We start from the raw sequence: 11,570 nt of genomic DNA, 5'->3' as shown, positions 1-11,570 counted from the left end.
CGAGCGGCGCCCCGAGCCGCCGCGCCGGGCTCCCGAGCCGGCCCCACCGAGGCGGCCGGAGAGCACCCGTCCAGCGGCCCGACCGGTGTCGGCCGAGGACGACATCCCCCTGCCACCGGAACCCGACGAACCGGAACCGCCGGACCCGGACCCGCCCGCCGGGGCGGCGAGCCCAGCTCGAGGGGCTGCGCCGAGGTCCAACGGCCACACGCCAGCCACCGACGTCGCGGTGCCCCCGGGGGGCACGGCCGTCCCGGGCGGCCCCGGCGCGGAGGGCCCGGAGGGACCGGACGACCCCCGGGACGTGCGACCGCCTCGGGACCCGCAGGAGACGGCGATCCAGCTGCTGTCCGAACAGCTGGGCGGGCGCCTGGTGACCTGAGTTCCTCGGCGAGCCCCCGGGGCGGCGCGGCTCGTCCGAGCACCCGGCGGGACGGCTAGGCTTGCGGCGACGCGAGACCGACGACCTCCGTCGAGAGGAGCCATGGTGCAGCCCGGTGGCCAGCCGAACATGCAACAGATCATCCAGCAGGCGCAGAAACTTCAGCAGCAGGTGATGGAGGCCCAGCAGGAGCTGGCCGAAGCCGAGGTGACCGGCACCGCCGGTGGTGGCCTGGTGCGGGCCACGGTGAACGGTTCCGGAGAGCTCCAGAACCTGGTCATCGACCCCAAGGCCGTCGATCCGGAGGACACCGAGACCCTCGCCGACCTGGTGGTCGCGGCCGTCCGCGACGCCAACCGGGAGGCGCAGGAGCTGGCGCAGCGCAAGCTGGGCCCGGTGGCCGGCGGCCTCGGGGACATGGGAGGGCTCGGGCTGGGCGGCCCCGGCGGTCCCGCGCTGCCCGGTTTCCCCGGGCTGTGACGACGGCCGGAGCGGCGAGGCAAGGAACGGTGGAGTGTACGAGGGCCCAGTCCAGGACCTGATCGACGAACTCGGGCGGTTGCCCGGAATCGGTCCCAAGAGCGCGCAGCGCATCGCCTTCCACCTGCTCGGCGCCGAGCCCGCCGACGTCACCCGGCTCCAGGAGGTCCTCCAAAGGGTGAAGGAGGGCGTCACCTTCTGCGACATCTGCGGCAACGTGTCGGAGCAGGCGACGTGCCGGATCTGCCGGGACGCCCGCCGGGACGCGGCGCTGGTGTGCGTGGTCGAGGAGCCCAAGGACGTGCTCGCGGTGGAGCGCACCCGGGAGTACCGGGGGCGCTACCACGTCCTGGGTGGGGCGTTGGACCCGTTGTCCGGGGTGGGGCCCGACCAGCTGCGCATCCGGGAGCTGCTGGGCCGGATCGGTGGGCAGTACGGCGGTGCGGAGGTGACCGAGGTCATCATCGCCACGGACCCGAACACCGAGGGGGAGGCGACCGCCACCTACCTGGTGCGGATGTTGCGGGACTTCCCCGGGCTGACGGTCACCCGGCTGGCCTCCGGGCTGCCGATGGGTGGGGACCTGGAGTTCGCCGACGAACTGACTCTCGGCCGCGCGCTGTCCGGGCGCCGGTCGGTGTGATCCTGGCCGTCGGCGGCGCGGAGGACCGGGTGCGAGCCGCACCGGACGGTGCCTCGGTGCGCCGGCGCTCCCGTCCGCCGGCTGGCGGCTCCTGCCGCCCTGCCTGGAGCGAAGTCCTGCCGATCCCCTCCGGAGTGCCCGGTCGACGGGTCGCGGCCACGTCGGTTCCGCGCGTCGTTCACCGGGGGCGGGGGGCGCGGTGACGGGGTCGGCGAACGCTCGTGCGGTGCTGGACAGGGTGCTGTCCCGTCCTCCACGACTCGGCCGCACCAGGTTGGTGTCCGTGGACGGTCCCTCGGGGAGCGGCAAGACCACGCTGGCCGAGGACCTGGCCCGGCTCGGCCGGGAGCGGGGGGTGCGGATCGACATCGTGCCCACGGACCACTTCGCCACCTGGTCGGAACCGGTGGGCTGGTGGCCTCGGCTGGAGCGGGCGGTGCTCGCCCCGCTGGAGCGGGGCGAGGTCGCCCGCTACCAGCGGGTGGAGTGGCGCGGCGGTGAACCCGTTCCCGGGGCGTGGCTGGAGGTGCCGCCACCGGACGTGCTGGTGCTGGAGGGTGTCTCCTCGGCTCGGGTCGAGGTGGCGGATCGGGCGAGCCTCCTGGTCTGGGTGGAGCATCCCGACCCCGCCGTTCGGTTGGAGCGGGCGGTCGCCCGGGACGGCGCGGGAACACGCCCTCACCTGGTGGAATGGCAGCGGGTGGAAACCGAGTGGTTCCGCCGGGATTCGACCCGTGAACGGGCTCACATCCACGTGACGAACCCGTGACGTCGTTTTGCGATTTCGTGACCCCCCGTGCTGGTTGCGCGATCGTGATCCGTGACACGTCCGATTCTTGTCCATAACCCGTTAGGGTCTGCCATCAATCCGTCAGTAACCGTCAACGACTGAGGTGCACGATGGCCGTATCCAAAAGGGCCCTGAACCCCAGGCTCCGGCGACTCACCACCGTGGGTGTCGCGGGCGCTGTGGCCTTGTCCCTGTCCGCCTGCGCCGAGTCCCAGCGTGACGGTGGCGGCGACGGTGGAGGTTCGAGCTCAGGGGGTGGCACCTTCACCTTCGGGGCGGCCGGCGCCCCGGCGCTGTTCGACCCGTTCTACGCCTCGGACGGAGAGACGTTCCGCGTCGCACGCCAGATCTTCCAGGGCCTGGTCACCTTCGAGCCCGGTGGTGTCGACGTCGTTCCCGAGCTGGCCACGGGGTGGGAGTCCAGCGACGACGGCCTGGAGTGGACGTTCACCCTCCAGGAGGGTGTGTCCTTCCACGACGGAACCCCCTTCGACGCGGACGCGGTCTGCTACAATTTCGAGCGCTGGTACACCCAGGAGGGCGCCGGTCAGAGCGAGGCGCTGTCCTACTACTGGAAGCAGAACTTCGGCGGGTTCTCCGACGGTGCCACCCCCTCGCTGTACGAGTCGTGCAGCGTCGACGACGAGCACACGGCGACCGTCACCCTGACCAGGGCCACCGGCAAGTTCCCCTCGCTGCTCGGGCTGCCCGCCTTCTCCATGCAGTCGCCCACGGCGCTGGAGGAGTACTCGGCCAACGACGTGCGGGCCGAGGGTGACAGCTTCGTGTTCTCCGAGTACGCCAGGGAACACCCGACCGGGACCGGCCCCTTCGTCTTCTCCTCCTACGACGAGGGCAACGGCACCATCGAGCTGACCCGGAACGAGGAGTACTGGGATGAGGACGGCAAGGCGAACATCGAGCGCCTGATCTTCCGGATCATCCCGGACGAGACCGCCCGCAAGCAGGAGTTGCAGTCCGGCGGCATCGACGGCTACGACCTGCCCAACCCGGCCGACTACCAGCAGCTGCGGGACGAGGGCTTCCAGGTCGAGGTCCGGGCCCCGTTCAACATCCTCTACCTGGGTATCTCGCAGAAGGACAACCCGGCGCTGCGCGACCTGCGGGTCCGGCAGGCCCTCGCCCACGCGATCAACCGGGAGGGCCTGGTCAGCTCCACGCTCCCCGACGGCGCCGAGGTGGCGACCCAGCTCTACCCGGACAGCGTCGAGGGCTGGTCCGCCGACGTGCGGACCTACGACTACGACCCGGAGCGCGCCGAGGAGCTGCTGGCCGAGGCCGGTCACGAGGACCTGACGGTCGACTTCTGGTGGCCCACCGAGGTCACCCGCCCCTACCTGCCGGACCCCCAGGGCATCTTCAACGCGATCTCCCAGGACCTGGAGGCCGTGGGCATCACGGTGAACGCCGTCAGCCGTCCGTGGGCCGGCGGGTACATCGAGGAGTCCAACCAGGGCAACGCCCCGTTGTTCCTGCTCGGCTGGACCGGTGACTACAACACCGCCGACAACTTCCTCGGTTCGTTCTTCAGCTCGACCGAGGGGCAGTTCTACACCGGGGAGTCCGACTGGGGGCAGCAGCTGGCTGACGACCTCGCGGCGGCCGACTCCGAGCCGGACGAGGAGATCAGGGCCGGGTTGTACGAGGAGATCAACGAGAACCTGATGAGCGAGTGGCTGCCCGCCATCCCGATCTCCCACTCCCCGCCGGCGATCGTGGTGGCCGAGCACGTCGAGGGCCTGGTGACGAGTCCGCTGACCGCGGAGGAGTTCAACACGATCACCGTGGAGTGAGCCACCGACACCGGATCTGATCGCTCCCACCACAAGGAACCCTCGTGCTGCGCTACACCGTACGGCGGCTCGGACAGCTGATGCTGGTCGTTCTCGCCCTGTCGGTGCTGCTGTTCGCCTGGCTCCGGGCGCTCCCGGGAGGGCCGGTCTCGGCCCTCCTGGGAGACCGGGCCACGCCGGAGTCCGAGGCGGCGCTGCGCGCCGACCTCGGGCTCGACCAGCCCATCTTCCTCCAGTACTGGAGGTTCGTGGCCCGGGCGTTGACCGGCGACTTCGGCACCTCGACCGGCGTCCAGCGGGGCACACCCGCCCTGGATGTCTTCCTGCAACGTTTCCCGGCCACCCTCGAACTCGCGGTGTTGGCCATCCTGATCGCCATCGCGGTGGGGATCCCGCTGGGCTACCTGGCCGCGCGCCGGCGTGGTCGGCTGCTGGACAACCTCAGCATCACCTGGTCCCTGGTCGGGATCGCGGTACCGGTCTTCTTCCTCGCCTTCCTGCTCAAGTGGATCTTCGCGGTCCAGCTCGGCTGGTTGCCCGCGTCCGGACGCCAGACCGGCGGTATCGACGCCACCAGGGTCACCGGCTTCTACGTCCTGGACGGCCTGCTGACGCAGGAGTGGGACGCGGCCCTCGACGCGTTCGTCCACCTCCTGTTGCCGGCGATCGCCCTGTCCACCATCCCGTTCGCGGTGATCTTCCGGATCACCAGGGCCGCCGTGCTGGACGTCCTCGATGAGGACTACGTGCGCACCGCCAGGTCCAAGGGGCTCGCGGGCGCGGTGATCCGCCGCCGGCACGTGCTGCGCAACGCGATGCTGCCGGTGGTCACGACGATCGGTCTCCAGACCGGGGCGTTGCTCTCCGGTGCGGTGCTCACCGAACGGGTCTTCAACATCCCCGGGCTCGGTCAGGCGCTCGCGCTGGGCTTCGAACGCAAGGACTTCCCGGTGCTCCAGGTGGTGATCCTGGCGTCCGCCATGACGTACGTGCTGGTGAACCTGCTCGTGGACCTGTCCTACGCCGCTATCGACCCACGGATCAGGACACGCTGATGGCCATCGGTACCAGTCGCAAGGAGCGGATCGACTCGCTCGCGGAGTCCAGCGCCAGCGAGACAGGGGTGAGCCTCGCGGCCTCCGCCTGGCGTCGGCTCCGCCGCAACCCCGTCTTCCTGGTGGGCGCCTCGATCATCGGGCTGTTCGTGCTGCTCGCCCTGCTCGCCCCGGTGCTCGCCCCGCACGACCCCGGAGTGCGGATGCTCGCCGACCAGGTGTCGCGAGCCACCAACAGCATCCCGCCGGCGCAGGAGGGCCACCCCTTCGGGGGAGATCAGCACGGCCGGGACCTCTTCTCCCGGGTCCTGCTGGGTTCCCAGCAGACCCTGCTGGTCGCGGTGCTGGCGACCGTGATCGGCCTGGGCGGTGGCCTCACCCTTGGCACCCTCGCCGGGGCGTTCGGCGGGTGGGTGGACTCGCTCGTCATGCGGATCGTCGACGTGATGCTCTCGGTTCCGTCACTCCTGCTGGCGGTGTCGATCGGGGCGCTGTTCTCATCGCAGACCCAGTTCACGGTGATCCTGGCGGTCGCGATCGTGCAGATCCCGGTGTTCGCCCGCCTGTTGCGGGGCACGATGTTGGCGCAGCGGGAGAGCGACCACGTGTTGGCCGCCCGGTCACTGGGTGTCCGGCAGCGGTCGATCGTCTTCCGGCACATGTTGCCCAACGCCCTGGGGCCGGTGATCGTGCAGTCCACCCTGGTGCTGGCCGTCGCCATCATCGACGCGGCGGCGCTGTCCTTCCTGGGGCTGGGGGCGGCCGACGATTCGGTGCCGGAGTGGGGGCAGATGCTCGGCAACGCCCAGAACGTGATCGATTCCCATCCGCACCTGGCCTTCTGGCCAGCGGCCTGCATCATCGTGGTGGCTCTCGGCTTCACACTGGTCGGTGAGTCGCTGCGGGACGCCCTCGACCCGAAGAGGCGGCGGTAGACATGGCGCTGCTCGAAGTACGCGATCTCTCGGTCGTCTTCCAGCGCAAGGGCGAGGAGCCCTTCGCCGCGGTGGACGGCATCAGCTTCGACGTGAGCCCGGGGCAGATGGTGGGGCTGGTCGGCGAGTCCGGCTGCGGGAAGTCCGTGACCTCGCTGGCGATCATGGGCCTGCTCCCCCAGCGCGGGGTGCGCGTCGAGGGCACGGTCGAGTTCGAGGGGAAGGACCTGCTCCGGCTCTCCGACCGCGAGCTCGCCGACCGTCGTGGCCGCGACCTGGGGATGGTCTTCCAGGACCCGCTGTCCTCGGTGAACCCCGTCATCCCGATCGGGGTCCAGGTCAGCGAGGTGCTGGAGCGGCACGAGGGCCTGCGTCGCCGGGAGGCCGCGCTCCGCTCGGCCGAGTTGCTGGACCGGGTCGGCATCCCCGATCCCAGCCGCAGGTTGAAGGAGTACCCGCACCAGTTGTCCGGCGGGATGCGCCAGCGCGCGCTGATCGCGATGGCGTTGGCCTGCAAGCCCCGGTTGCTGATCGCCGACGAACCCACCACCGCTCTCGACGTGACGATCCAGGCGCAGATCCTCAGTCTGCTCTCCGAGCTCGTCCGGGACACGGGAACCGCCCTCATCATGATCACGCACGACCTCGGTGTCGTGGCCGGCATGTGCGACGAGGTCAACGTGCTCTACGGGGGCCGGATCGTCGAACGGGCCGGTCGGCACGAGCTGTTCGCCGAGCCCCGCCACCCCTACACGGCGGGCCTGCTGGCCTCGATCCCCCGGCTCGACGCGCCCCGGGGAGACCGCCTCACCCCGATCCGGGGCTCGGTCGCGGACAACATCCCGTGGGCGGGTGGTTGCGCGTTCGCGCCCCGGTGCCCGAACGCGGTCGACGCCTGCGTCGAGCGGAGCCCGGAGATGACCCGGGACGGCGAACGGCTGTTGCGCTGCCACAACCCGGTCGGTCGGCCGGCACCCAGTGAGGAGGTGCCCGTCCAGTGAGCGCGGCACGCGGCGAGTCGGCGAACGTCAGCACGGCCCCGGAGGAGGACCGGGTGCTCGTGGAGGTCGATGACCTCAAGGTCCACTTCCCGATCAAGCGAGGGGTCGTCCTCGACCGCACCGTTGGCCACGTCTACGCCGTGGACGGCGTGGACCTGCGCATCCAGCGGGGCGAGACCTACGGTCTCGTCGGCGAGTCGGGGTGCGGGAAGTCGACCCTGGGCCGGGCGTTGCTGCGCCTGGTGGACCAGACCGGGGGACGGGTCGTCTTCGACGGTGTCGACCTGTCCACCCTGAGGGGCGAGCCGTTGCGGCGGATGCGCCGTCGGATGCAGATGGTGTTCCAGGACCCGATGTCCTCGCTGGACCCGCGGCAGTCGGTGGCATCGATCCTCGTGGAGGGGTTGCGGGCCCACGGCCTGGACACCGACCGGGTTGCCACCGACCGGCGGCTGCGCGAGCTGCTGACAGCGGTCGGCCTCCCCGGGACGGCGTTGCGCAAGTACCCGCACGAGTTCTCCGGGGGCCAACGGCAGCGGATCGGGATCGCCAGGGCGCTCACGGTCAACCCCGACCTGGTCGTGGCGGACGAGCCGGTGTCCGCGCTGGACGTGTCGGTCCAGGCCCAGGTGATCAACCTCCTCGGGGACCTCCAGGAGGAGTTCGGTCTGACGTACCTGGTCATCGCGCACGACCTCGCCGTGGTGCGGCACATCTCGGACCGGATCGGCGTGATGTACCTCGGCGGGTTGGTGGAGGAGGCGGCCTCGGACGCCCTGTACCAGGAACCGCTGCACCCCTACACCCGGGCGTTGCTGTCCGCGGTCCCGGTACCGGATCCGGAGCTGGAGGACCGCCGCGAACACATCCTGCTGTCCGGCGACCTGCCGTCGCCGGCCGCGCCGCCCTCCGGGTGCCGGTTCCACACCCGGTGCCCCTGGCGGCAGGCCGACCGGTGTGACACGGAGCGCCCCGCGCTGCGCGAGATCACGCCGGGGCACCGGGTGGCCTGCCACTTCGCCGAGGACATCCGGGACGGGCGCATCGCCCGGCACGAGGTGGCCGCGGAGGCCGTGGACGCGACGACCGGCCTGTCGGGGGTGGCATCGACCTCGGCGGCGGGACCCGCCTCCGTCACGGAGGTGTTGGGACCCTGACCGGTGGCCGTGCGGCGGGTGCTCCGCGCGACGGCCCCCCACCCCCTCCGCCCGCTGCCGGCCCTCCGGTAGGGGTGGCGGCGTGCCGGTGGATCCAGTGCGCGAGCCGCCCGGCGTTGCGGTTCACGACGTCCAGGTGGGTTCCCGGGAGTTCCGTGCTGGTCGCGTTCGGGAGGCGGGCAGCGAGTGCGACGGCGACGGCCCGCATCCAAGCCGGGCCGGTGGTCGCGAACGGGAGGTGGACCGGCATCGTCAGCGGGTCGAGCTCCGGTTCCAGCGGGTCCCGTCGCCATGCTCGCCAGGCGACCTGCGCCTCCGCGACCAGCCGGCCGAGTCCGGGGTTGGGGGCGGGTGGCGTGGGGGCCTGGTGAGGGCCGGGTGGTGAGAAGGCGGCGGCGAAGGCGGGGCCGACCCCGGCCGGGGGAAGGGCGGCGATGCGGTCCATCGCGGCGGTGAACTCCGCCTGGCCCGGCCACCGGGGTCGGTTGCCGAGCCAGGCGATGTCCACCAGCGTGAGGCTCATCACCCGGTGTGGCCGGGCGAGGGCGAAGAGGACCGCAGCCAGGCAGCCGCAGGAGTGCCCGACGACCGAGACCGGCCCGTCGAAAGGCGCCAGGTGGTCCTCGACGAGGCGGGCCTCGTCCGCCACCCCGTAGGCCTCGAGGCGCTCGGCCGAGCACCACGCCGGGCCCCACGGGATCGCGGTGGGTTCCAGGTGGCGGTCGGCCAGCTCGGTGGCCAGGGCGGCGTAGGTCCGGTCGGGGCGGGTCATGGCGCGGGAGACCAGCACCACGCGTGCGGTCATCGGGTTCCGCCCTGACACCGCCAGGACGGTGGTGGCGAGGGACGTCGGCCGGCGGGGTATCCACTGTGCACACCGCCGTGATACCCGTGGTCGGGCACCGGGTCGAGGAGTATCACCTGACCAGGTGAGGTCCGGGGTGACCCGCGGCCACGGACCTCAGGACCGCTGTGCCGCCACCCGGTACCAGGCGTCGAGCGCGCCGTAATCGGTCGCGGGTGCGCCGCCGTCGAGGTGCGCGCGGAGGGCGTCGAGGATGCCGTGCCAGCCGACGGCGAAGTCGGCGGCCGGGCCCTGGTCCACCGCCCGGTGGCGGAGCACGAGCTCGGTCCCCCCGTCATCGGCGGTAGCGAGTTCCCACCGCACGGTCGAGGGCGGTTCGTCGGACCAGCACCAGCTGTGTTCGAGCAGCGTCGGGGCCTCGACCACCTCGACCGTCCCCTCCGCGCTGCCCTCGTCGCCGAAGTCGAAGTGGACGGACCCGCCGGCGCGGACCTCGATCCGGACGCCGGGCAGCCACTCCCGTTGGTGGTCGGGCTGGCTCAGGGCGGCCCAGACCCGGTCGATCGGGTGGGCGAGGTGGCGTCGGAACAGGATCTGCCAGGCTCCGTCGTCCCCCAGGCCGAGCGTTCCCGCGTCTGGGGGAGGCGCGAGGTCTCGGGCGTCCGTCGTCGGTCGTTGGTGCTCCACGTCCACTCCTCAGTCCGATGTCGGCGTGCCGTCGGCGGCTGACCCGGCGGCGAGCCGGTCGAGATGGCGTTCCAGCTGGTCCAACCGCCGCGACCACCGGCCGCGTACTCGGTCGACCCAGTCCCCGGCCTCGCCCAACGAGGCCGGGACGAGGTGGTACACGCGCTGTTGGGCCTCGGATCGCCAGCCCACCAGGCCCGCCTCCCGGAGCACCCGCAGATGGCGGGAGACGGTTGGCCGCGCGGTGCTGAACTCGCCGGCGAGCTCCCCCGCGGTGCGGTCACCCTCGGCCAGCAGCTCCAGCAGCCGACGGCGGGTGGGATCGGCCAGAGCCTCGAACACCCCGTGCGTCATGGGCCAGGTTTGTAGCATGCTGACTACGTAGCTGTCGAGCTACATACGCCCCAGTGGTCGGGGAACGTGCCGTGCCGAGGGGGTGGCCAGCGCGGACCGGCGGAGGTCAGCCGCCCTCCGCCGGTCCGGGGCGCGGGGTGGGCAGCGGCCCGGTCGCGTTCCGCTCCCCGCTCGCCGCCTTGTCGAGCGCCAACGCGAGCTGGGCCGCATCCGAGGCGCTCAGCACGGCGGTCTCCCCGGGAGGCGTGACGACGGCCACCCGGTCCCCCATGACGAGGACGCTGATCCGGCGGGTGCGTCCCGAGAAGTCCACGCAGTTGACCCACCAGCGCAGCTCGTCATCCGATCCGGTGTCCATCATCGTCTCCTCGCTGGAGAGGCGGGCCGGGACGCGCCCACCGTACGTCGGGGGAGGGCGGGGGGCGACCGAAGGCTCCGTCGGCTGGGTGGTGGCGGGCGCCAGGACGCGCCACGGTCCGAGCACCCCACTCACCGGTTCGTCGTCCGGCTCGGGCCGGGGCGGTTCCGGTCACACACCGCTTTGCCTGCGTCACCCGCTGGACGCCTGCGGCATTCCTGCCAAGAAGTTCATCCATTCGGGGGGTATGCGGGGGGTGTGAAGGGCATACTTCCCAGTGCCCTGGGGTCCACCGCACATCGTCGTACCGACCGGGGAGTCCTCGCGACTCCCCGGCGTGCTGCGCGCGATTCACACAGGAGACACCTTGCGAATCCGTTCATGGTCACCCCTCGTCGCGGTCGCCGCCTCCGCGCTGGTGCTGGCTGGTTGTTCCTCCACGGAGGAGGGCAACGCCGAGGCGGGAACCCCGACACCGAGTGAGACCACCTCCGAGGTCGCCCCCGAGAGCGAGGTCGCCGAGGACGAGGAGGCGGACGCCTCGGACACCGGGGCCGAACCGGCCGGGGAGTTCTCCGGGGAGTTTACGCCCCAGGGCACCGAGCTCGCGCTGGGCGAGCCCGCGTACATCCCCTTCAAGTACGCCGACTCGACCGGCGTCGTCAGCGTCACGCTCGACGCGATCGACAAGGGCGACCCCTCCGACCTGGACCCGCTCGACATGGGTGACCAGGTCGCCGGTCTGGTGCCCTACTACCTCAGGTACACCGTCACGAACGAGAGCGGCGACGACCTCGCCTTCTCGTCGCTCGGCGGAACCAGGGGGATCCTGCCCGACGGCTCCCGCGCCCAGGACCTCACCATCATCTTCGGCAACCTCGACCAGTGCGACGGCGAGTCCGCGGGCAGCGACTTCACCGAGGTCGGCGCCAGCTACCAGGCCTGTGACATCTCGCTGGCTCCGGAGGCCACCGAGGTCGCCGGCCTCGAGATCTGGCGCAACGACCGGTCGGACGAGGTGCCCGGCACCGACTACTCCGCCGAGCCCGTCCGTTGGTGGAAGTGATCCCCGGGCGGTAGGCGACGGGGTGGCCGGCCGGTGCCCGGCC

13 protein-coding genes and 1 pseudogene are annotated in these 11,570 nt (G+C 71.7%); 10 read left to right on the top strand and 4 right to left on the bottom strand.

Annotation, left to right across the window (positions count from 1 at the left end; genetic code table 11):
* The 9 genes and pseudogenes from ACTIDRAF_RS0205360 to ACTIDRAF_RS0205320 all read left to right on the top strand — a co-directional run.
* Positions 1-382, top strand: a pseudogene (locus ACTIDRAF_RS0205360) (hypothetical protein); the annotation flags it as partial.
* A 102-nt stretch (positions 383-484) separates the two neighbouring features.
* Positions 485-862: a YbaB/EbfC family nucleoid-associated protein gene (locus ACTIDRAF_RS0205355; RefSeq protein WP_016697684.1), complete on the top strand. Its 378-nt coding sequence runs from the start codon at positions 485-487 to the stop codon at positions 860-862.
* 34 nt (positions 863-896) lie between these two features.
* On the top strand, positions 897-1,505 hold the full coding sequence (gene recR / locus ACTIDRAF_RS0205350) for a recombination mediator RecR (RefSeq protein WP_016697683.1): 609 nt from the start codon (positions 897-899) through the stop codon (positions 1,503-1,505).
* 226 nt (positions 1,506-1,731) lie between these two features.
* Complete coding sequence (locus tag ACTIDRAF_RS0205345; RefSeq protein WP_016697682.1) at positions 1,732-2,274, top strand: uridine kinase family protein; 543 nt, start codon at positions 1,732-1,734, stop codon at positions 2,272-2,274.
* A 131-nt stretch (positions 2,275-2,405) separates the two neighbouring features.
* Positions 2,406-4,109: an ABC transporter substrate-binding protein gene (locus tag ACTIDRAF_RS0205340; protein WP_016697681.1), complete on the top strand. Its 1,704-nt coding sequence runs from the start codon at positions 2,406-2,408 to the stop codon at positions 4,107-4,109.
* 44 nt (positions 4,110-4,153) lie between these two features.
* Positions 4,154-5,164, top strand: coding sequence for an ABC transporter permease (locus ACTIDRAF_RS0205335; protein WP_016697680.1), 1,011 nt, complete (start codon positions 4,154-4,156; stop codon positions 5,162-5,164).
* Positions 5,164-6,099, top strand: a complete 936-nt coding sequence (locus ACTIDRAF_RS0205330) for an ABC transporter permease (RefSeq protein ID WP_016697679.1) — start codon at positions 5,164-5,166, stop codon at positions 6,097-6,099. Before ACTIDRAF_RS0205335 ends, ACTIDRAF_RS0205330 begins: the two co-directional genes overlap by 1 nt.
* A gap of 2 nt (positions 6,100-6,101) precedes the next feature.
* A complete protein-coding gene (locus tag ACTIDRAF_RS0205325) occupies positions 6,102-7,100 on the top strand; it encodes an ABC transporter ATP-binding protein (protein WP_016697678.1) in 999 nt (332 codons plus the stop codon).
* A complete protein-coding gene (locus tag ACTIDRAF_RS0205320) occupies positions 7,097-8,257 on the top strand; it encodes an ABC transporter ATP-binding protein (RefSeq protein ID WP_016697677.1) in 1,161 nt (386 codons plus the stop codon). The genes ACTIDRAF_RS0205325 and ACTIDRAF_RS0205320 overlap by 4 nt, the downstream gene beginning before the upstream one ends.
* Here the strand turns inward: ACTIDRAF_RS0205320 and ACTIDRAF_RS0205315 are convergent.
* From ACTIDRAF_RS0205315 to ACTIDRAF_RS31800, 4 genes are all read right to left on the bottom strand, one after another.
* Positions 8,235-9,062: an alpha/beta hydrolase family protein gene (locus ACTIDRAF_RS0205315; protein ID WP_016697676.1), complete on the bottom strand. Its 828-nt coding sequence runs from the start codon at positions 9,060-9,062 to the stop codon at positions 8,235-8,237. The two genes, ACTIDRAF_RS0205320 and ACTIDRAF_RS0205315, sit on opposite strands and share 23 nt — an antisense overlap.
* A 156-nt stretch (positions 9,063-9,218) precedes the next feature.
* Positions 9,219-9,749 carry an SRPBCC family protein gene (locus ACTIDRAF_RS0205310; protein ID WP_016697675.1) on the bottom strand — a complete coding sequence of 177 codons (531 nt, stop codon included), beginning with the start codon at positions 9,747-9,749 and terminating at the stop codon, positions 9,219-9,221.
* Positions 9,750-9,758: 9 nt separating this feature from the next.
* On the bottom strand, positions 9,759-10,103 hold the full coding sequence (locus tag ACTIDRAF_RS0205305; RefSeq protein WP_016697674.1) for a metalloregulator ArsR/SmtB family transcription factor: 345 nt from the start codon (positions 10,101-10,103) through the stop codon (positions 9,759-9,761).
* Positions 10,104-10,209: 106 nt separating this feature from the next.
* Positions 10,210-10,461: a hypothetical protein gene (locus ACTIDRAF_RS31800; RefSeq protein WP_157162861.1), complete on the bottom strand. Its 252-nt coding sequence runs from the start codon at positions 10,459-10,461 to the stop codon at positions 10,210-10,212.
* Between the two features lie 367 nt (positions 10,462-10,828).
* On the opposite strand from ACTIDRAF_RS31800, the gene ACTIDRAF_RS0205295 reads away from it, so the two are divergent.
* The gene (locus ACTIDRAF_RS0205295) at positions 10,829-11,527 is read left to right on the top strand and encodes a hypothetical protein (RefSeq protein ID WP_016697672.1); all 699 of its coding nucleotides are present in this window, start codon (positions 10,829-10,831) and stop codon (positions 11,525-11,527) included.
* Positions 11,528-11,570 lie beyond the last annotated feature (43 nt).

The sequence above is a fragment of the Actinoalloteichus spitiensis RMV-1378 genome (assembly GCF_000239155.1).
GTDB lineage: Bacteria > Actinomycetota > Actinomycetes > Mycobacteriales > Pseudonocardiaceae > Actinoalloteichus_B > Actinoalloteichus_B spitiensis.
Note: the sequence above shows the minus strand (reverse complement) of the source record. Positions and strands in the feature narration are given on the sequence as shown.

Excerpts from the sequence above, each read along its gene's own strand:
- ACTIDRAF_RS0205355 (WP_016697684.1), top strand. The coding sequence starts at position 485 with ATGGTGCAGCCCGGTGGCCAGCCGAACATGCAACAGATCATCCAGCAG.
- ACTIDRAF_RS0205340 (WP_016697681.1), top strand. The coding sequence starts at position 2,406 with ATGGCCGTATCCAAAAGGGCCCTGAACCCCAGGCTCCGGCGACTCACC.
- ACTIDRAF_RS0205330 (WP_016697679.1), top strand. The coding sequence starts at position 5,164 with ATGGCCATCGGTACCAGTCGCAAGGAGCGGATCGACTCGCTCGCGGAG.
- ACTIDRAF_RS0205325 (WP_016697678.1), top strand. The coding sequence starts at position 6,102 with ATGGCGCTGCTCGAAGTACGCGATCTCTCGGTCGTCTTCCAGCGCAAG.
- ACTIDRAF_RS0205315 (WP_016697676.1), bottom strand. The coding sequence starts at position 9,062 with ATGACCGCACGCGTGGTGCTGGTCTCCCGCGCCATGACCCGCCCCGAC.
- ACTIDRAF_RS0205305 (WP_016697674.1), bottom strand. The coding sequence starts at position 10,103 with ATGACGCACGGGGTGTTCGAGGCTCTGGCCGATCCCACCCGCCGTCGG.
- ACTIDRAF_RS31800 (WP_157162861.1), bottom strand. The coding sequence starts at position 10,461 with ATGGACACCGGATCGGATGACGAGCTGCGCTGGTGGGTCAACTGCGTG.